At 54.0% G+C, this 21,181-nt stretch carries 15 protein-coding genes and 1 tRNA gene; 10 read left to right on the top strand and 6 right to left on the bottom strand.

Annotated elements, in window-relative coordinates; translation table 11 throughout:
* Positions 1-10 precede the first annotated feature (10 nt).
* The gene (locus tag I3V23_00360) at positions 11-739 is read right to left on the bottom strand and encodes an HAD hydrolase-like protein (protein QPI85511.1); all 729 of its coding nucleotides are present in this window, start codon (positions 737-739) and stop codon (positions 11-13) included.
* A gap of 174 nt (positions 740-913) precedes the next feature.
* Here I3V23_00360 and glmU point away from each other — a divergent pair, with 174 nt between their 5' ends.
* The 5 genes from glmU (at position 914) to I3V23_00335 (ending at position 6,604) form a co-directional block, all read left to right on the top strand.
* Positions 914-2,266: a bifunctional UDP-N-acetylglucosamine diphosphorylase/glucosamine-1-phosphate N-acetyltransferase GlmU gene (gene glmU / locus I3V23_00355; GenBank protein ID QPI85510.1), complete on the top strand. Its 1,353-nt coding sequence runs from the start codon at positions 914-916 to the stop codon at positions 2,264-2,266.
* A gap of 5 nt (positions 2,267-2,271) precedes the next feature.
* The gene (gene glmS / locus I3V23_00350; protein ID QPI85509.1) at positions 2,272-4,080 is read left to right on the top strand and encodes a glutamine--fructose-6-phosphate transaminase (isomerizing); all 1,809 of its coding nucleotides are present in this window, start codon (positions 2,272-2,274) and stop codon (positions 4,078-4,080) included.
* Positions 4,081-4,148: 68 nt separating this feature from the next.
* Positions 4,149-5,387, top strand: coding sequence for an aspartate kinase (locus I3V23_00345; protein QPI85508.1), 1,239 nt, complete (start codon positions 4,149-4,151; stop codon positions 5,385-5,387).
* A gap of 145 nt (positions 5,388-5,532) precedes the next feature.
* On the top strand, positions 5,533-6,396 hold the full coding sequence (locus I3V23_00340; protein QPI85507.1) for a hypothetical protein: 864 nt from the start codon (positions 5,533-5,535) through the stop codon (positions 6,394-6,396).
* Positions 6,389-6,604 (top strand): hypothetical protein, encoded by a 216-nt coding sequence (locus tag I3V23_00335; GenBank protein ID QPI85506.1) that lies wholly within the window; start codon positions 6,389-6,391, stop codon positions 6,602-6,604. Before I3V23_00340 ends, I3V23_00335 begins: the two co-directional genes overlap by 8 nt.
* On the opposite strand, the gene I3V23_00330 is transcribed toward I3V23_00335, so the two are convergent.
* Positions 6,554-7,615 carry an IS630 family transposase gene (locus tag I3V23_00330; protein ID QPI86607.1) on the bottom strand — a complete coding sequence of 354 codons (1,062 nt, stop codon included), beginning with the start codon at positions 7,613-7,615 and terminating at the stop codon, positions 6,554-6,556. The two genes, I3V23_00335 and I3V23_00330, sit on opposite strands and share 51 nt — an antisense overlap.
* 104 nt (positions 7,616-7,719) lie before the next feature.
* Between I3V23_00330 and I3V23_00325 the strand changes: the two genes are divergently transcribed.
* Complete coding sequence (locus I3V23_00325) at positions 7,720-9,195, top strand: glycosyltransferase family 4 protein (protein QPI85505.1); 1,476 nt, start codon at positions 7,720-7,722, stop codon at positions 9,193-9,195.
* 1,334 nt (positions 9,196-10,529) lie between these two features.
* Here the strand turns inward: I3V23_00325 and I3V23_00320 are convergent.
* A complete protein-coding gene (locus I3V23_00320) occupies positions 10,530-13,562 on the bottom strand; it encodes a VCBS repeat-containing protein (protein ID QPI85504.1) in 3,033 nt (1,010 codons plus the stop codon).
* Positions 13,563-13,787: 225 nt separating this feature from the next.
* Here I3V23_00320 and I3V23_00315 point away from each other — a divergent pair, with 225 nt between their 5' ends.
* On the top strand, positions 13,788-14,420 hold the full coding sequence (locus I3V23_00315; GenBank protein QPI85503.1) for a hypothetical protein: 633 nt from the start codon (positions 13,788-13,790) through the stop codon (positions 14,418-14,420).
* A gap of 1,373 nt (positions 14,421-15,793) precedes the next feature.
* On the opposite strand, the gene I3V23_00310 is transcribed toward I3V23_00315, so the two are convergent.
* The 3 genes from I3V23_00310 to I3V23_00300 form a co-directional block, all read right to left on the bottom strand.
* Entirely contained in the window at positions 15,794-16,978 is a 1,185-nt protein-coding gene (locus I3V23_00310; protein ID QPI86606.1) for a tyrosine-type recombinase/integrase, read from the bottom strand.
* A 99-nt stretch (positions 16,979-17,077) separates the two neighbouring features.
* Positions 17,078-17,164, bottom strand: a tRNA-Leu gene (locus tag I3V23_00305).
* 27 nt (positions 17,165-17,191) lie between these two features.
* The gene (locus I3V23_00300; protein ID QPI85502.1) at positions 17,192-17,725 is read right to left on the bottom strand and encodes a DUF2306 domain-containing protein; all 534 of its coding nucleotides are present in this window, start codon (positions 17,723-17,725) and stop codon (positions 17,192-17,194) included.
* Positions 17,726-17,829: 104 nt separating this feature from the next.
* Here I3V23_00300 and I3V23_00295 point away from each other — a divergent pair, with 104 nt between their 5' ends.
* The 3 genes from I3V23_00295 (at position 17,830) to ctaD (ending at position 21,170) form a co-directional block, all read left to right on the top strand.
* Positions 17,830-18,603 (top strand): LytTR family transcriptional regulator, encoded by a 774-nt coding sequence (locus tag I3V23_00295; protein QPI85501.1) that lies wholly within the window; start codon positions 17,830-17,832, stop codon positions 18,601-18,603.
* Positions 18,604-18,614: 11 nt separating this feature from the next.
* Positions 18,615-19,301, top strand: coding sequence for a lipoyl(octanoyl) transferase LipB (lipB, locus tag I3V23_00290; protein QPI85500.1), 687 nt, complete (start codon positions 18,615-18,617; stop codon positions 19,299-19,301).
* Between the two features lie 204 nt (positions 19,302-19,505).
* Positions 19,506-21,170, top strand: a complete 1,665-nt coding sequence (ctaD, locus tag I3V23_00285; GenBank protein QPI85499.1) for a cytochrome c oxidase subunit I — start codon at positions 19,506-19,508, stop codon at positions 21,168-21,170.
* Positions 21,171-21,181: the final 11 nt, after the last annotated feature.

Below are 21,181 nucleotides of genomic sequence, written 5' to 3'. Positions count from 1 at the left end.
TCAATTGAATTCACGCCGATAAGACCCGCTCAATCAGCGCAGGCAGATCGCTGTAATGATCCAAAATCGCCTCAGGGCTGAGGCGTGCAATATCGCCCCCCTCTGGCCCGAAGCCCACGAGAATTGAAGGCACCCCTGCCGCGCGCGCCGTTTCGCGGTCAGTGACTGTATCCCCTATCAAACAGGATTGCGGAAAATCGCGCACATCCGCCCCCAAATCCACGCCAAAGCGCCGCTTGGCCGCACGGCGCAGCGTTTCATGATAGGGCGCCACATCTGGCTTTCGTGTGGGCAATGTATCGGCCCCGACCAAAGCATCAAAAAGATCAGAAACACCCAATTTCGCGACCAAATCCACGGCCAGCGCCTCGGGCTTATTGGTGCAAATCGCCGTTGCATGGCCTGCGGCACGCAACGCCTGCACCGCCTGAACCGCACCTTCATAAAGCCTTGTATGCGTGTCAATCGCGGCCCCATAAGCCGCAAGCAGACGGGGATAGCCCGCCTCGATGAAGGCCTCCTCCTGTGGCAGGTCAGACCCGCCCTGCGCCGCAAGCCGCGCATGGGAAAGCTTCAACATCGCCCGCCCGCCCCGAAAGGCACAAAGCGCGTCTTTTGGATGAGACAACATCGCGGGCCATCCCGCCTCTGCCACCGCCTGATTGGCCGCAGCAAGAAGATCAGCGCTGGTATCAGCCAAAGTGCCATCCAAATCGAAAACGATAATATGCGCGCCCATTCTGTCCTCATGCCTCAGATGTGCCCCGCTTATGACCTAAAGGCGGATTTTCGCCAAGGGCCGATGGCACATCGTAACAAATCGAAAGAGGAAGTGACCGCCTGCGGGCTTTGCAGATCAAGTGAAGAAGGTTAAGAGAACACCAAACAGGCATAAATCCCAAAAGGCACCCTCATGAGCACACGCCCCGTTGCCCTGATCATTCTGGCCGCAGGCCAAGGGACGCGGATGAATTCCGACCTGCCCAAGGTGCTGCATCCTTTGGGCGGCGTTCCGATGATTGAACACAGCCTTGCCAGCGGCCTCAGCCTCGAGCCCGCGCGGGTTGTGGTGATAACAGGTCATGGCGCGGATCAAGTTGAGGCGGCCTTGGCCGACCACCCTGTGACCTGCATTCGCCAAAATGAACAATTGGGCACAGGTCATGCCGTGGCGCAGGCCCGCGCCGCTTTGGCGGATTTCGCGGGCGATGCGGTGGTGTTGTTCGGCGATACGCCCTTTGTCAGCGAGGACAGCCTGACCAAATTGATCGCGGCCCGCGCTGACCATGATGTGGTCGTTTTGGGATTTGAGGCAGACACCCCTGCGCGCTATGGCCGCTTGGTGACCAAGGGCACGGCCTTGCATAAAATTGTCGAGGCCAAGGATGCGACCCGAGACGAGCTTGCTATAACCTTGTGTAATTCTGGCCTCATGGCCGCAGATGCCGCGCAATTATTCGACCTTTTGGAACAGGTCGATAACGCGAATGCGGCGGGCGAGTATTACCTGACAGATGTGCCTGCTTTGGCACATAAGGCGGGCCTGAAAGCAGGCTATGTGACGTGCCCAGAAGCGGAAACCTTGGGGATCAATAGCCGTGCGGAACTGGCGCGCGCCGAAGGGATTTTTCAAGCAACCCGCCGCGCCGAGATGCTAGAGTTGGGCGTCACCATGCACGCGCCCGAAACAGTCTATTTTGCCCATGACACTTATATTGGCCGCGATGCGGTGATCGAGCCATATGTGGTCTTCGGCCCCAATGTGACTGTTGAATCGGGCGCGCATATCCGCGCCTTTAGTCATCTTGAGGGCGCACATGTCTCGCAAGGGGCCGTTGTGGGGCCTTACGCCCGCCTGCGCCCTGGTGCTGAAATCGACAATGGCGCGCGGATCGGCAATTTCGTTGAGGTAAAATCAGCACAAATCCAAGAAGGGGCTAAGGTCAACCACCTGTCCTATATCGGGGATGCGACTATCGGCGAAGGGGCCAATATCGGCGCAGGAACCATCACCTGCAATTATGATGGCGTGTTCAAACATCACACCGAAGTGGGCGCGCGGGCCTTTATTGGGTCAAACACGATGCTTGTGGCCCCTGTTACCATTGGTGCGGATGCACTGACCGCATCAGGTTCGGTGATCACCGAAAACGTGCCAGAGGGGGCTTTGGCGGTGGCGCGTGGACGGCAGGAAAACAAAGCGGGGCTTGCCACACGCCTGCGTGCGCGGCTGCTGGCGCTGAAAGAAAAGACCAAAAAGGGGTAAGGGCTATGTGCGGGATCGTTGGCATTTTGGGCAGCCACGAGGTTGCGCCCACATTGGTTGAGGCGCTTAAACGTCTGGAATATCGCGGCTATGACAGCGCAGGCATTGCGACTGTGCAAAACGGTGCGCTTGATCGCCGCCGCGCGGTGGGTAAGCTTGTGAACCTGTCGGATGAATTGGTGCATCACCCTTTGGCAGGCAAGTCTGGTATCGGGCACACCCGTTGGGCCACGCATGGCGCGCCCACTGTAACCAATGCGCATCCGCATAAATCGGGGCAAGTTGCGGTGGTGCATAATGGCATTATCGAGAATTTCCGCGAATTACGGGCTGAATTAAAAGACCGCAATTTTGAAAGCGAAACCGATACAGAAACCGTCTCTCAGCTCTGCGCGCATTACCTTGCCCAAGGTCTAAGCCCTGCTGAGGCCGCACGAAAAACTTTGTCACGGCTTGAAGGCGCGTTTGCGCTTTGTTTCCTCTTTGAGGGCGAAGATGATCTGATGATCGCCGCGCGCAAAGGGTCGCCCTTGGCCATTGGTCATGGCGATGGTGAAACCTATGTCGGTTCAGACGCAATCGCGCTTGGCCCCCTCACCCATGAAATTACCTATCTTGAGGAGGGCGATTGCGCCATCCTGACCCGCAGCAGCATCGAGATTTTTGATGAGGCGGGCCACGCTGTCAGCCGCGCCAAAACCCGTATCGAACAAGGGGCCGCCGTGATCGACAAGGCGGGTTATAAGCATTTCATGGCAAAAGAAATCCATGAACAGCCCCAAACCATGAGCGAGGCCTTGGGGCGCTATGCCCCCAAAGGTGTGCCTGCCTTCCCCGAAGCCTTAGATTTCACCCAATTCGACCGCGTTGTGATGGTGGCCTGCGGGACAGGCTATTATTCCTGCCTGACCGCCAAATATTGGTTCGAACAGGTGGCAGGGATGCCTTGCGATGTCGATATCGCATCGGAATTCCGTTATCGTGAACCGCCCGTGGCGCCCCGCACCCTTGCGCTTTTCGTCAGTCAATCTGGCGAGACGGCTGACACATTGGCGGCCCTACGATATATGCGCGGACGCGCTGCCATGGTGGCAAGCCTTGTCAATGTTGGCACATCCTCCATCGCCCGCGAAAGCGATCTGGCCTTGGCCATTCTAGCAGGGGTCGAGGTCTCGGTGGCGTCAACCAAGGCCTATGTGAACCAATTAACCATCCTTGCGCTGATGGCGGTGCAGGCCGCGGCGCAGCGCGGTGCGCTGTCCCCCCAAGAAGTGCGGGATCACATCCAAAGCTTGGAAAAACTGCCCGATCAAATGCGCCAAGTTCTGACGAAGGAGGGCGAGATTGCCGATCTCGCCGAAGGCTTGAGTGATGCAAAATCTGCGCTGTTTCTAGGCCGTGGCGTGATGTATGCCACAGCCCTTGAGGCGGCCTTAAAATTAAAGGAACTCAGCTACATACACGCCGAAGCTTATGCTTCAGGTGAACTAAAACATGGCCCGATCGCCCTGATTGATCGCAGCCTGCCTGTGGTGGTATTCGCACCGCATGACGCACTGTTTGATAAAACCATCTCAAACATGCAGGAGGTTATGGCGCGCCACGGCCAAGTGACACTGATCACCGATGAGGCGGGGCGCAAAGCCGCCGCTGAGGGCACCGCGGCCACATTGGCCCTGCCCGCGACCACGCCGCTGAGCGCACCCATCCTCTACGCCCTGCCTGCGCAGCTTTTGGCCTATCACAGCGCAATCGCCAAAGGCACCGATGTGGATCAACCGCGCAATTTGGCGAAATCGGTCACGGTGGAATAGCGCTTCCACTTGCGCCCGCTTGCGTTGGCGCGTAAAGCCTCGGCGCAACTTTATAAGTGGGAAGTGCTATGCCGCTTTTGGTCATGAAATTCGGGGGCACATCGGTGGCCACCCTTGATCGCATCCGCCGCGCCGCAAAACGTGTGGGGCGCGAGGTGGCCAATGGGTATGATGTGATCGTGATTGTCTCGGCCATGTCGGGCGAGACCAACAAGCTTGTAGGATATGTGGGCGAGACCTCGCCGCTCTATGACGCGCGCGAATATGATGCGGTCGTCTCTTCGGGCGAGAATGTTACAGCCGGCCTGATGGCGCTGACCTTGCAAGAAATGGATATTCCTGCGCGCTCGTGGCAAGGATGGCAGGTGCCCGTCAAAACCACCTCCGCCCATGCCAGTGCGCGGATTGAAGAAATCCCAACCGATAACATCATGGCCAAATTTGGCGAAGGGATGAAGGTTGCCGTGGTTGCGGGGTTCCAAGGCATCAGCCCTGAAGGGCGCATCACCACATTGGGCCGTGGCGGATCAGACACGACTGCCGTGGCCTTTGCCGCTGCTTTCGAGGCCGAGCGCTGCGATATCTACACTGATGTTGACGGGGTCTACACGACCGACCCGCGCATCACCAACAAGGCGCGCAAACTTGAGAAAATCTCATTTGAAGAGATGCTTGAGCTTGCAAGCCTCGGTGCGAAGGTTCTGCAAACGCGCTCGGTTGAACTGGCGATGCGCTATAAGGTGCGCTTGCGGGTTTTGTCGAGTTTTGAAGAAATGGATGACAGCGCGGGCACATTGGTCTGTGACGAGGAGGAAATCGTGGAAAGCAAAGCTGTGGCGGGCGTGGCCTATTCGCGCGATGAAGCAAAGGTGACCCTGACCGAGGTCGAAGATCGCCCAGGCATTGCAGCCGCTATTTTCGGCCCCCTCGCCGAGGCCGCGGTCAATGTGGACATGATCGTGCAAAATATCTCGGAAGAAGGCAAAACCGATATGACCTTCTCGCTGCCGATTGATCAGGTCAAACGCGCGCAAAAGGCCCTTGAGGAGGCGAAAGCCCGCAATGAAATCGGCTTTTCCGAATTGCTGATCGACAGCGATGTTTGCAAAGTATCAATCGTAGGGATCGGGATGCGCAGCCATGCAGGCGTGGCCGCGAAGATGTTTGCGACTTTGCGCGATGAAGGCATCAATATCAAAGTCATCACCACATCCGAAATTAAAGTCTCGGTTCTTGTTGATCGCAAATATCTGGAATTGGCGGTGCAGGCCCTGCATGACGCCTTTGATCTAGATCGCGCGGCCTGATTTCACCTTAGGCTGATTTTACGCTGTTTGCGCGGGCCCGCCTTTTGGCGGGCTTCGTTTTGTTGACTTTGTGCGCCCTCTGCCGCAACACTACCTGTGACTGCTAAACAAAACCGCGCGGGGATTTCGCGCAAGATCGGCTGCTATGACCCAACCCAAGACGCCTATGGCGGATCAGGGGGCGGATCAGGGTGTTACCCCTGATGCGGCCTCTGCCTTGACAAAGGCCATCACCAACAGGCTGCGCCAACATCTTGAGGGCCCGCCTTCGCAGGCCGCCCTTTCGGCGGCCTTGCGGGATTTAGCAAAATGGCGCGCGGCCCTTTTAGACGCGACCCATTGCGCCAGATCGGGCGGCGCTGTGCAAATCGCCTATGGGCCATTTGCGGGCATGTCCTATGCAGGGGCTGCGACCGAGGGCGCGGCACTGGCGCGCCGGATCGGGGCCTATGAGGCAAGCCTGCACCCAATCATCGAACGGATCATCGCCCGCGACTATGCCCGCATCATCGATATTGGTTGCGCCGAAGGATATTATGCGGTGGGTCTAGCGCGGCGAATGCCGCGGGCCGAGATTTTAGCGCGTGACACCAACCCGCAAAGCCAAAAGCGCTGCGCCGAACTTGCACATGTCAATGGGGTTGCAGCCCGCATCAAAATCGGGGGCGAAGTGGATGGTGCGTTTTTGCACAGACACATCACGCCAAACACGGTGCTGATCTGCGATATCGAGGGGGGCGAGAGAACGCTTCTTGATCCCATTCAGCACCCTAAATTGCGCGATTGCGACATTCTGGTTGAGGTGCATGAATGTTGGCATCGCGGCCTGACCGCCGAGATCACGCAGCGCTTCGCCACAACCCATCACATCACCCGCATTGAACGCGGCCTTGCGCCCGAGGCGCTGCCTGATTGGATGGCGCAGCTTGGGGATTTGGATCGTGCTATTGCGTTATGGGAATGGCGCGTTGGCCCCACCCCATGGCTTTGGATGACGCGCCATGGCTGATCCCGACCGCAACGCCGCGCTTTATGCCCTGAGTGACGGCTATGATGTGGCAGGCAAAGGGATCAATGGCCGCCGCGTTGCAGGGCAATCCTTTCTGCAAGGCTATTTTCGTCATGCCGATGTCGATCAGGTCGTGTCTGTCTCTGATATACCGCGCTTACTCCAAAACCCGAAAATCCTCGTGAGTGACGACCCTGAAGCTATCTGACACCTGATCACGGAATGTTTTCCACTCTTTGGGCAGGGTCTCTCGAAAGAACCTCAGGATCGCATCTGCGAACTTCTTTTGTGTGGGGTAGTAGCGATTGTGAGTGACGTATTGGTGCATGACCGCCCATAATCGTTCTATCGGATTTAGGTGCGGGCAATAAGGCGGTAGCTGGATCAGTCGTATGCGGCAGTCTGGTCGTTTGAGGAATTCGCGCACGTCCGGGCCCTTATGGTAAGCCGCATTATCCCAGATGACATAGATGATCCGCGAGAGAGGATTGCGTTCCTCAATCTTGGCCAGAAGCTGGGCGGCACTGACCCCGTCTACGGTGGTTGGTTCGACAAAGGGCGCATCAAAATTCTCAAGGTTGAGCGCGCCATGGATATTAACCCGCCCGCGTCCCGCGGTGGTTGTCACGGTGGGCTTTGATCCTGCCTTGACCCAGCCAAACGCAGGCTTTGTCTGATATTCGGGATGCACCGCATCGGCGAAATACACGGCTTCATCGGCGCCCAACCCGTTCAGCAGCTGCTCGTATAGCGCAATGAATTCGGCTTGTTTCTCTTCAGATGCAACGCGTGGCAGCCCTTTCGGCTTCCGGTATTCATAGCCCAGCCGCGACAGAAGCTTGATGCAGCCCGAGTGGGAATAGTCCACGCCATATTGTGCCGCGATGTACGCCCTGATCTCGACAGTCGATCGACAGAAGCGGTCGTCCAGCCAGGTGCAAAGCTCCGTCTCTTGAGCTGTCGTCATGCGGGACTGACCACCCTTCCAGCCGTCGGTCGAAAGCGCGTCCCAGCCGCCCTCTCGGTAGGTCTTGTACCAGCCCCGAATGGTATCATCGTCCAGATACAGAAACTCCGCGATAGCCTGACAGGACTTACCGTCATCAAGGAGCAGGATTGCATTGGCGCGCCGTGCAACGCCGTGATCTTCGCGCTGGCTACGCACGCAAACCTCAAGTTCACGCCGTTCTGAAGAGGAGAGAAAACCGGGACGGATCATGCGCATATCTGAATCGTTGCCCACTCGAACGTCAACCCTTCAAATCTCGGTTCTTCAATGACTCCCAGTATAGCCAAAAAGACGGGGCGGCATTTGCCAGCTTGATGCAGGCCACATCAGGGGCAGTGCAGCATCCATTGCGCCATGTTGCACAACATAGCGCCGCACAAATCGCCCCTTTAGGGGTGATGTTTTACCCCGCGCCTGACTTTAGCGCGCTGGCCTTTCAACGTCAGGCCTTTGGCCATAGCGCCTATGGCCTTTGCGGCATCACCCACACGACCTCAACGCTTGCTGTGATGGCAGGGTTTTTTCACCTCCGCACAAGCCCCTATCAACCCTGGGATGCGGTGATTTGCACCTCACGAGCAGTTAAGGCCGCGTGTCTCTATAACCTGGAACATGTGGATGATTATTTGAGCAAAACCTTGGGTGCGGGGGCCGTGCGCCGCGCCCTCCCCCTCATGCCTGTGATCCCGCTTGGGCTTGATGTGGCATCTTATGCGCGCGATGAGGCCGCGCGCAAATCTTTGCGCACCCGTATGGGGTGGGGCAAGAAAGATGTGGTCTTTACGACCCTTGCGCGGCTTTTGCCCTATGGCAAATTTGACCCCGCCCCCTATTTCATCGCCCTGCAAGCCGCCCAAGCCGAGCTTGGCAAAACTCGCACGCTGCATGTCGTCATGTGCGGGATCTATGGCGACACGCATTCGCAATCGGTGTTTGAGGAATGCGCCCGCACCCTGATGCCCGATGTCAGTTTTACCCATTTAGACGGGGCCGATGCCACTGCCCGTGCCGAGGCGCTGTCAGGCGGCGATGTATTTAGCTTTCCCATTGATAATATTCAGGAAACCTTTGGCCTCGCCCCTGTTGAGGGCATGGCGGCGGGCCTGCCTATTCTGGCCTCAGACTGGGACGGAATCCGAGACACAGTCACCAGCGACACGGGCATCTTGATCCCCACCCGCATGATCAGCGGGCCTGCCAGCCTACCCGAGGGCCATGGTCATTTTCTTGGACGGCTGAACTATGGCCAATACGGCAATAACCTTTCGGCTATGACAGTTCTGGATCAATCCGCGATGCGCGCAGCCATTCTCGCGCTTGCCCGTGATGAGGGATTGCGCAAACGGCTTGGCCAAGCGGGCCTTGCCCGCGCGCGCGCGCTGTTTGATTGGGCGCAGATCATTCCTGCCTATCAAGACCTATGGGCCGAACAAAACGCCAGACGCCGCGCCCACGCCCCACTGCCGCCCGAAGCATTGACCCTGAGCCCACCACCCGCCGCCCTCTTCGCAGGCTACCCAAGCCTGCGCGCGCCCGATGGCGGGATGCGGGTCGTGGCCAATGCGCCCCTGCCGCGATTGATAGAGATTTACGCCCTCAGGCGCTATGAGAAGATCGGCAGCCCCTTTGAGAAACAAAGCACGCTTGAGCGCATTTTTACCCTCATTCACGAGGCGGGGGATGCAGGGATCACCCTGCCCGAATTATGCCACAGCACAGGCTGGCCACCCGCAACCATTGAGCGGTCTGTGATGTTCTTTCTGAAATATGATTTGGTCAGAATTCCCTAAACCACAGCGGGCACAAAGCCGGACAGGTCACGATGGTTCACTGATAACGGGAGAGAGAATGGTGCGGTCGAGAGGTTGTTGGTTCCTGATCCAAGCCCCAACCATCGTGTAACGCCTATGTTTTATTGATACCGTATGAGTGAAGTTCACTTCAATACGGCATTTAATGGTCTACAGTTTGGTCAGCGGTGGCGGTGGTCATCATCACTTCACCATCTTCACAGACATCCATCCGAAAAAAATAAGGGAATGCATTCAGCATTACCCTGTCTGCCCCTAGAGGCATCTTACGGTTCTCCTAGAGACCACCTTGCAGATCATAGCAGACCCCACCACCCCACGGGGGAAGATCACCGGAGGGTCTATGAGAATACCCTGAGATATATTTTTACCTAAAAAGTAGAGGCTATAAATAACCGAGGTATAAGTATTGGTAGTAGTCGGTGGTGGTCGTATCCCAGCTTCCCCCCAGAGGTCATCTGAGAGACCTCTAAGACCATCTCGAACCAAAGCTGGCGGTCATCTTAAAGATATCTTCGAGGTAATCTCTAAGAGGTCTCTAGGGTTATCTTATAGGTGAGTATCTAATAGGTATATCTGGGAGGGGGGTCTCCCCTAGAGACAGTAATTAATCCTTAAGGCCTTATTTTGTGGAGCCTGCAGGTGGCACCGGACAATTAATTACTGTTACCAGAATATCGCCATTTGAAGCGTGTTCTGTAAACGCAACCAAATCCGGAAAATCCCATGACATATCATTACCCTCATCGGGCGTCTGCTGGCGCTCGTCTTTCTTCTGCTGCGCAATCCAATGGTTCCAATGAAGATCACTCGATCGATGGAGTAATCGCGACCCTCTACGGAGATTATGAGTTGATCATCGATGGCTGCCTCGGGGGAGACCCTGAGTTAAAGCGCAAGGTCGCTCGTGCAGACCGTAATGGTCGAGGCGGCCTACCGATCCTCTTGAATGCCATTGCGAACCGCAGGGTAACTCTGTCTCCATGGCACCAAGAGGTTCTCGCACGATGCAAGGCTGATCAGGAATACTATGTGGCTCAACAAGAGGACCTTGATTGTATCGATGAACGAAATGGCAGTTACCGAGTGCGTGTGACTGTAGAACACAACCGATACACAGAGACTTTTGAGAGCCTGTGTGATGCTCAGGTCTGGAGGGATCTGATGAAGGTCCTCCGTGCCAAAATAAAGCACCTTTAAGTAGCTTATTTTATTGATGTCGCTTGGACCAAAATCGGGGGGTCAGCTAGGGTAACCACCAAACCCACTATTTTGGTCCAAGACAGCACCTCATCATGTAAGGGCGAGGTTGCTCAATCTAACCACGCCCATATCCGCTCTTGCAGAGAGCCACCATCTAACGGGAAGTCATAGAAGTCATTGAACAGCATGCCGTGAACCCAATCGGCATAGTCAGGATGTAAAGCTTCGCCGTTCTGTATGGATAGGCCTTGTCCGTAGTGGGCAAGATCACTTTCTATGCTCGCTCGATTGGCGTTTGTATCGCCTCTCATGTAGGGATCGCCCATATTCCAAATGAAGAACACGTTCTCAAACCCATATCGATCAAAATGTGTCCTTTGTGGAAAACAACTGGCCCATTGTGATCCACAGTGTTGTGGCATGTTGGCATATACAAACTGTTCGATAGCATCCCAATTAGGCCCACTCCAACTATCTCGGACTGCTCTGGATTCAGTATCAAGCCAAAAACTGTCCACTAGCAGGTATGGGTTTTCAAATTGAGCAATCAAGTCAGCATTGTAACCCAATCCAATAGCTCCGGCACTCGAGCCACCAAACACTACACGAGATGCAGCTGACAGGTCAGGAGCCAATTGGTCGATGACATCCTCTACTATTGCTCGTCCCCGGAAATACACCGTTTCACCACGGATAGTGTGCGTGTGAGAACCTTGGTATAGGTCATTCGAGCAATAGGGGATTACTGCGACATTGTAGCCTTTGTTTCGAAAATCTTCGATGGCGGGCATGTCTTGAAGATAGCCCTGTTGAGTGCGGGGTGTCGTCCAGGTTGGAACGCGAGACAAATACTCCTCAGCGTTTGATGCTAGGCCACCACCCTGCAAGTATACGAACCATTGATCCGACCCAGTGCGATAAACATGAAATGCTGCCTGTTCACCGTTACTACAAACTGCCTCGGCAGAGTTGGTATAGAAAACCGAGCTTGATGTTTCATCTGAGCCGGACTGACCGTTATCCTCCACCACCTCGATGCTTTGTTCATTTCCAAGCATATCCACAACTTGGCCACCCACGGTGGTGAGAACTTCATTGCGCTGCTCGTCGGTTAGCATTGGCATTTTGACTATCAACTCTAACCCAACTTCTTGAAGGTTTAGGTCGTTTAAAACGGCATCCAAGCCGGTCACAGAAATGGCAGGGTCAGCTTCCCAAGCACCAACAGCGACACGTCCTTGATAGAACGCACATGAGTTGGTTGCGAACTGCGCTAATTCGTCAAAACCACCAAAACCCTGATCCGCTCCCAACACCAGCCGGTTCGCAAGAAAGTCGAATTGAGCGTAATATTCTTGGCAGAATGTCGCGACGAATTCTCGACCAGCCCACTCGATAACAACATCGTATTTGCCAGCTAGAACACGATCATGAATCTCTAAATTACCCATTGCCGTTATGACAGCGCCAGACGTTGGCAACTGGATTGGTGACGCTAAGACGAAAAAATCATCCATGGAGAATGATTGATCAGAATGGTCACCAACAAAGTCATTAAATGCCGCGGCGTAGATATTGCCGAAAGGAATACCAGCATTACTCAGAATTCTGCCTCGGCTGCCCGCTCCATTAAATAGGCTCTCAGGAACACGAAGCACATGGTTGGCGGGATCACTTGCCGGAATATGTGAAAACGCCAATCCACCAAGATTTTTGAGATACGCCCCTCTGACCATGTGAGAATTTTGTTGATCATCGCCCCCACCGCCAATGAATGCCACGTCGACAAGGCCATCCGCATCGACATCATGAAAGCGGAAGTTTTCAATGAAATTGTTCCATACATTGCCTTCATGTTCTGCAACATAACCATCTGGCGCAGTAACAATTGGATAGAAGGAGGAGCCATAGGAGCCGTCGCCGAGGTTCTCGATTACTTGCACACCGGTGCCAACGTATAAGATACCCGCACGTGACAAGACGATGTCGAGATCGCCATCCGTGTCTAGATCCCATAGGCCCACTTCAGGAACCGTTCCCCAACTCTCAATTGTGGGCAACCGAACAGAACGAATGAAATTGCCGCGACCATCGTTCATAGCAATACCTGTTGGGGAAGAGCCTCCATATTCATGGCCAGCATGAACCAAATCGAGGTCACCATCTCCATCCATATCGCCTAGCTCGATAGCGAACGCGTTAACATCGCCACATGTCCGTCTAGACATGGATCCAGAGCCATCATTGATCCAACATGTCAGCTTATTTGCAAGTTCGGTAAGGACAATGTCTACGTCTCCATCTGCATCTATGTCTCCAACCGCGCCACCGTGGTCAAAAATCTGGTAGTTTGGATCACTCAGATGTGTGTTGGAGCTTTCCAGCCAAGTTCCATTAGGCTGGCTCAAAAAATAGCTATCCCTAATGCCATCGTGATGACCAATTGCATGATCTGCAATGAAAAGGTCTGCAATATCGTCACCGTTAAAGTCAGCAACTAAGTTTTGTCGTGCCAAAGACTGACCAGGAACACTGCGCAAGTCTACAAACAGATCACTACGGTCGATAAATGCTCCGCTTTCATTTTGTAGAAATAACGTAGGTCCAGGCATCTCGCCTTCGCAATCACTTCCTCCGCACAATCCAGCTGTATTTTCGCCAGTCACCTCGACGTTTTCTGGGTTCATGGTTCCCGTGTAGATGAAATCGAGTAGCCCATCGTTGTTGAAGTCGTAGTTCGACCAAAAATGCCCAAACCAATATCGTTCTCTAGTGATCGCCGGGCTAAGAGGCGGATAGAGAAATTCAGAATTTGAATTCTCGTGTTCAAAGCCAGCAAAAGGCGCTGTTCTTAGGCCTGCTTCTTCCGCAACACTGATGAGAGCAAGCAAGTCCGAGGTATCGACCACGGTGGGGTCGTCATCATCGAGATTTGTTTCCCGATAAAATTCAGAAATTGCGGCAGCTGTTCTAGGGCCATAGTCGCCATCAACACGACCAGCGTCATATCCAAGCTGGTTCAATATGAATTGCGCTGTGAAAACTGGATGCTGTTCGAAACCTGTAGTTCCTGCTTGTTGCGCATCTACTGCTTGCGATGCAGCGGTCAGTGCTATTGCACAAGAAATGACAAACTTTTGCATAACTACTCCCAAGATTAGGCAGGAGTATTTCGTGTGACACACTGCAATTCAACTGATTTAAACTTATTTGGTGGCAAGCATTGGCAGATGCTGGTGCATGAAATAGCTCTGATCCAGAGAGATTCTTGGTAATGTAAACGGCGACGCTTGTATAAAATCGATGTCGACAATCGCAATTATTCGGTTATTTTTTGTGCAATAGTGCTTAAACTCAGGGAATATGCAATGACCATGGTAGCGCACAAATGTCGTAAGCTTGCTTATGTCCCATTGGTGAGTGCCGACATCGCTTGGATCAGTGCATTTTTGATCCTCTGCGGTTACGCATTTGGCTATGAAGCTCTTATTCGCCCATTGAATAATGGCCCTGCTTCAAACATCCTGACCATAGTGCTGATGGTATTTGCGGCATCGGCAACTCATGGGGTCATTCGAGCCTCTCATCCACAGCCTGTGTTTTTTACAGTGATATATCTTGGTCTTCTGATCTCTGTAGTAAGGTTATTTGAAGCGTCATTGGGAACCAACTACCTTCAGGTTTGGATCAATTCGGTTATACTCTCGGAGTTCCCTATCAATCGGGAGCTGCCGAACGTCACAAGTTGGAATACAGCGTTATTCTTTACTTGCTATTTCGTAGCGCTTTGGGGGTTCAGAACGCCCAGATTGAAGGTGATGTTGGCGTCGATGGGTATAGCGGCGGTGATCCTCGTTGTGGCTTGGATTGGCTACGCTCTTGGTGTTCCCGCCCTATATGGTAACATGTCTATGATAACAGGTTCAATTTGCAGTATTCTTCTAATTGGTTTGGGAAGCTTATGCATCGTCACGCGCCCGCGCGACAATTCACGCGATTAACTATAAGACTTGAGTGAACTGCTAGCTTACCTTTCTGTTCTTGGACCAAAATAGTGGGTTTGGTGGTTACCCTAGCTGACCCCCCGATTTTGGTCCAAGCGACATCAATAAAATAAGCTACTTAAAGGTGCTTTATTTTGGCACGGAGGACCTTCATCAGATCCCTCCAGACCTGAGCATCACACAGGCTCTCAAAAGTCTCTGTGTATCGGTTGTGTTCTACAGTCACACGCACTCGGTAACTGCCATTTCGTTCATCGATACAATCAAGGTCCTCTTGTTGAGCCACATAGTATTCCTGATCAGCCTTGCATCGTGCGAGAACCTCTTGGTGCCATGGAGACAGAGTTACCCTGCGGTTCGCAATGGCATTCAAGAGGATCGGTAGGCCGCCTCGACCATTACGGTCTGCACGAGCGACCTTGCGCTTTAACTCAGGGTCTCCCCCGAGGCAGCCATCGATGATCAACTCATAATCTCCGTAGAGGGTCGCGATTACTCCATCGATCGAGTGATCTTCATTGGAACCATTGGATTGCGCAGCAGAAGAAAGACGAGCGCCAGCAGACGCCCGATGAGGGTAATGATATGTCATGGGATTTTCCGGATTTGGTTGCGTTTACAGAACACGCTTCAAATGGCGATATTCTGGTAACAGTAATTAATTGTCCGGTGCCACCTGCAGGCTCCACAAAATAAGGCCTTAAGGATTAATTACTGTCTCTAGGGGAGACCCCCCTCCCAGATATACCTATTAGATACTCACCTATAAGATAACCCTAGAGACCTCTTAGAGATTACCTCGAAGATATCTTTAAGATGACCGCCAGCTTTGGTTCGAGATGGTCTTAGAGGTCTCTCAGATGACCTCTGGGGGGAAGCTGGGATACGACCACCACCGACTACTACCAATACTTATACCTCGGTTATTTATAGCCTCTACTTTTTAGGTAAAAATATATCTCAGGGTATTCTCATAGACCCTCCGGTGATCTTCCCCCGTGGGGTGGTGGGGTCTGCTATGATCTGCAAGGTGGTCTCTAGGAGAACCGTAAGATGCCTCTAGGGGCAGACAGGGTAATGCTGAATGCATTCCCTTATTTTTTTCGGATGGATGTCTGTGAAGATGGTGAAGTGATGATGACCACCGCCACCGCTGACCAAACTGTAGACCATTAAATGCCGTATTGAAGTGAACTTCACTCATACGGTATCAATAAAACATAGGCGTTACACGATGGTTGGGGCTTGGATCAGGAACCAACAACCTCTCGACCGCACCATTCTCTTCACGTTCCACGCGAAGATCATGCGGCAACCATCAGATAACATTACGTAATCTTCAAGATGCCCGCTTGGGTGTTGTCTGGGGTCTACCTTAAGACAATTGCATCCAGATAACGCTCTAGGTTTTCCAGAGGATAGCCTGATCCATAGCCTTGACCGACACTGACATGCGCCCAACCTCCGATCTGATCGATCATCTCAGATGGACAGTCTACCGCCCGAAGACGATCCCGCATCGCATGACGGAAGCTGTGCATGGTGCATCCCTTCGGGACATATGGTCTGAGCCATTTGTTCAAGGCAGCACTGGCTGAGTTTGCTTGCGCAAACCCACCTCTGGTGTAACGAGGGAATGCCGCAGCTTCGGAAGATTGTTCATCGCTATAAGCGAGGATCTGCTGCGCTGCCCATAAAGAAGCCCCCACAAGCGGCACCTTCCGTTCACTCCCGCGTGTTTTAAGACCTCTATATTGGTTCCCCTCAACAACCACGTGAGGCACAGGTGCATCTAGGTTGATATCGGACAGTCTTAGCCCCGCAGCCTCAGACAATCGAAGTCCAGTGTCACTTACAAGAGCAACAAGCCAACGACAGTCATCATCTATATTGGCACATGCCCTTTGGATCTTACGGATTGCGTCAACAGGAACGGGAAGACGCTTACTCACACCCGCCGTTCGGTCGTGATAGATCCCTTGGAAGGGGTTCCTGAGATCCAAGCCCAATTCAGATGAGGTAAAATTAAAGACCGCTGAGATAGAGTTGAAGACACGAGAGACACTTGACCCTACCAAACCCCGCTTCACCAGAAAGTCTCTAAACGCCAAGCCATCCGCTCTCGTGTATTCATGCAAATGTTTGAGACCAGCAGCATCGATCAGATACCCGCAAGCTCGCTCTGCGGCCATGTGGAAGGTTTTGCCTTTTCCGGCACCTTTTTGCTTCAAGTAAATATCCAAGGCCTCATTGAGGGAAACACTGGAGGCCACAGGCGGCCCCACACGTGACACAGGCGCAGAGTTTACCACAGCCTGCCTGAGGCGGTGCTTGCCGGGCATATCAGCATTCATCAAGCGCATCTGCGCCCAGTATGCATCAAGCTTAGACGCCAACAATGCCGCACGAGATCGCGCTTCTGACGGCTGCTTGGTTCTCAAAGACTGAACAATGCGGCGGCAATCGTAATGCTGAAGGAGGTCATCTGGCACTCTACGAGAGAAGTAGAAATAGCCTTTACGATTGTATGTGTAACGGACTCTTTTGGTCTGCATTTTGGTCAACACTCAGACAACACCCAAGCGGGCATCTTGAAGATTACGTAATGTTATCTGATGGTTGCCGCATGATCTTCGCGTGGAACGTGAAGAGAATGGTGCGGTCGAGAAGACTCGAACTTCCACGGGAGTTACCCCACAGCGACCTCAACGCTGCGCGTCTACCAATTCCGCCACGACCGCACTGTCTGAGGCTTGGTGAAACGCTCTCTAGACCAAGGGCGCGGGCTTCTCAAGGGCAAATTTCGCGTTTCTCTCAAGAGAAATTGCGCGCCGATGGCGGAGGGCCATATCGCCCAAGATCAGGGTCATGCCAAACCCGATCACAAGCCAGCCTGCATCGGCCCTATCGGGCAAGACCGACCGATTTAATGCACGACCCGGAAGAAAATTAAACAGCCCCGCAATCACCAGCCCGCGCCAATAGAGATTTTGAAACACCCTGCGATGCAAATCCATCCGTCCCGCGAATGCATAGCGCATCCCCGCCCAAAGCGACCACAGCGTAAAGGCCGACAAAAGATGGATCGGGCTGAAGGGGCCGATAAGGCCAAATTCCGTGATCCAAAAGGAGGAAACCGCCACCACAAACATCGCCAGAACCCAAATGTAGCCGCCCACCTTGTGCAGGCGGTCACGGGCGGTGCGCAGGATCACAAAAGGGCCAAGGATAAGCGCCAGCGCAGCGGTGCTGGCATGAAGTTGGATATAAATGGGCGCGTCAAAAAACGGGGCAAGTGTCATGGCGATTTCCTTTGAAATATTGGCTTATTCATTTCGATTGGCTATGACTGACCCAAGGCTGCGTGCGCCTCAATCCAAGCTTCGTCAAACGCAAGGTCTGCTTCGTGAATAACACCCTAGTGTCATCCGCGCTTCGTGAATGGGCGGCGCAGTTTTCCAAACTGCCGACCCTTGTGACGCTGGGATCGGTGGCGGCCTTATTGGCGATATTAGGGCCGTTTAATACGGGCGAAATGCTCGGCCTTGTGCCGCGCTTTGTCTATTGGGTGATGATGGCAAGCACGACCTATTCAATCGGTTTCTTGGTCAACGCCGCCCTCTGGCCCCGCCTGGCCTCAAGGCTGCCGAAACCCATCTGCTTGGTCGTGGTGGGCTTGGCCACTGGCCTTGCGATAACGCCTATGATCACCTTGCTTAATCTGATCAGCTTCGGGTTTTGGCCTGCGCTTGAGCAATGGCCAATATTGCTTGCACAGTTCTTGGCAATCGCGCTGAGTATCACGATCATTTTTCAAACAATTTCAGGTCAAGTCTCAAAAGCGCCTCCATCAGAGCCGCGTGTGCCAAATATTCTTGCACGCCTGCCTTTGGACAAGCGCGGGGCCTTGGTCGCCCTCTCCTCCGAGGATCACTATACCCGCATTCGCACCACCAAGGGGGAGAAATTGGCTTTGCTGCGCTTGGCGGATTCCATCCGCGAAGCTGCGCCTGCGCAAGGTTTACAAGTGCATCGCTCGCATTGGGTGGCGCTTGATCAGGTGGTAGCTGTGCGCCGCACTGGCGCGCGCACTCTCTTGCAGCTCAGCATGGGGGATGACATCCCCGTCAGCCGCGCGCATATAGCTGCGATCAAACAAGCGGGACTTTTGCCGCGCTAACGGAGGCCGCAATGGTCGATTGGATCATATCGGATGGGCTGACCCCCTATGAGGACGCGCTCCGCATGATGGAGGCGCGGGTTGAAAGAATTGCGGCAGGCACTGCAGCCGAGGCAATTTGGCTGTTGGAGCATCCGCCGCTATATACCGCAGGCACTTCGGCCAAGCCCGAAGATTTGACGGACCCCGATCGTTTTCCTGTCTATGCGGCTCGGCGCGGGGGGCAATATACCTATCACGGCCCAGGCCAGCGGGTGATCTACGTTATGCTAGACCTCAACAAACGTGGCCGCGATGTGCGCCGTTTTGTCGAAGATTTGGAACATTGGGTGATCGACACGCTCGCAAGTTTTAACCTGCGAGGCGAAATACGGGACGGGCGTGTTGGGGTCTGGGTTGCACGGCCCGACAAAGCCCCCCTGCCCGATGGCAGCCCGCGTGAGGACAAGATTGCAGCCATCGGGATTCGCTTGCGCAAATGGGTGTCCTTTCATGGCATCTCGATCAATCACGATCCTGACCTGAGCCATTTTGAGGGAATCGTGCCTTGCGGGATCCGTGATCACGGCGTGACAAGCCTTGCGGATTTAGGCCCGCCCGTGAGCTTGGATGACCTTGATGTCGCTTTGCGCCAAGAATTTGAACGGCGCTTTGGGCCAACGCAGGACGCGGATCTGGCTGACCCGGCTAACCCCTAAAGATCATTGCAACCGCCCCCTTTTCCATTTTCGTAAGATTTCGGCGCGAAACTTGCTGATCTGGCATGAGGCAATTTTTCCCACCTCAAAGGCGTGATCGCAATTGATCGCGCGCGCGAGGCGCACTAGAACGGGGGTCAGTGGAACGTCAAAGGGACAGGTGGCCAGACCCCTGCCCCTCATAATTATGAACAGGAGACAGACATGGCCGATGCAGCCATTTCTGGACATGATCACGAACGGCCGGGCTTCTTTACCCGCTGGTTCATGTCCACAAACCATAAAGATATCGGGATTCTCTACCTCATCACTGCAGGTTTGGTGGGTCTCGTATCGGTTGCTTTCACCGTTTACATGCGCCTCGAGTTGATGGAGCCTGGCGTTCAATACATGTGTGCCGAAGGCGCACGCGTCTTGAGCCAAGCTGCAGCGGGCGAATGTACCCCTGATGGGCATTTGTGGAACGTGTTGATCACGGGCCATGGCGTATTGATGATGTTCTTTGTCGTCATTCCTGCCCTGTTCGGTGGTTTTGGTAACTTCTTCATGCCGCTGATGATCGGCGCGCCTGATATGGCCTTCCCCCGTCTGAACAACCTGTCCTACTGGCTTTATGTTGCAGGCACGGCTTTGGCCTTCTGCGCAGTGTTCGTGGATGGTGGTGCAGGCCCAGGTTGGACATTCTACCCGCCCTTGTCGTGGCAAGATGCCCCCACAAGCCGCGCGGTGGATTTCGCGATCTTCGCGGTTCACGTCTCGGGTGCAAGCTCGATCTTGGGGTCGATCAACATTATCACGACTTTCCTCAACATGCGCGCCCCTGGCATGAGCCTGTTCAAAGTGCCGCTTTTTGCATGGTCGATTTTTGTGACCGCTTGGTTGCTCTTGCTGTCCTTGCCCGTTTTGGCAGGCGCAATCACCATGCTGCTGACCGACCGCAACTTTGGCACAACCTTCTTTGATGTGGCAGGCGGCGGTGACCCGCTCTTGTTCCAGCACATCTTCTGGTTCTTCGGCCACCCCGAGGTTTACATCGTGATCCTGCCCGCCTTTGGCGTTGTCAGCCATGTGATCTCGACCTTCTCGCGCAAGCCCGTCTTTGGCTATCTGCCGATGGTTTGGGCGTTGATCGCAATCGGTGGCTTGGGCTTCGTTGTGTGGGCGCACCACATGTATACAACGGGCATGACGCTGAACCAGCAGGCCTATTTCATGGTCGCAACCATGGTGATTGCGGTGCCAACAGGCGTCAAAATCTTCTCGTGGATTGCAACGATGTGGCAAGGGTCGATGACGTTTGAAACCCCAATGCTGTTTGCGATTGGCTTTATCTTCCTGTTCACCGTTGGCGGTGTAACGGGGATTGTGCTCAGCCAAGCGGGCGTTGACCGCGCTTATCACGACACCTACTACGTTGTGGCGCATTTCCACTATGTGATGAGCTTGGGTGCCGTTTTCGGTATCTTCGCAGGCATCTATTACTGGATCGGCAAAATGTCCGGTCGCCAATACCCTGAATGGGCGGGCAAGCTGCATTTCTGGTTGTTCTTCATCGGCGCAAACCTGACCTTCTTCCCACAGCACTTCTTGGGTCGTCAGGGCATGCCACGCCGCTACATCGATTATCCTGATGCATTTGCAACCTGGAACTATGTCAGCTCGATCGGTGCGTTCATCGCATTCGCGTCCTTCCTCTTCTTCCTTGGCATTGTCGCCTACACCCTGCTTGCAGGCCGCAAACTGAGCGAACCTGCCTACTGGGGCGAGCATGCCGATACTTTGGAATGGACATTGCCAAACCCACCGCCCGAGCACACGTTCGAGGAACTGCCCACACGCGAAATGTGGGACAAACAGCCAAGCCACTAATCTGGCCGCTT

Source organism: Rhodobacterales bacterium HKCCA1288 (genome assembly GCA_015693905.1).
Taxonomy (GTDB): Bacteria; Pseudomonadota; Alphaproteobacteria; order Rhodobacterales; family Rhodobacteraceae; genus M30B80.
The sequence above is the reverse complement of the archived record's forward strand: the minus strand, read 5'-3'. Positions and strand labels throughout refer to the sequence as shown.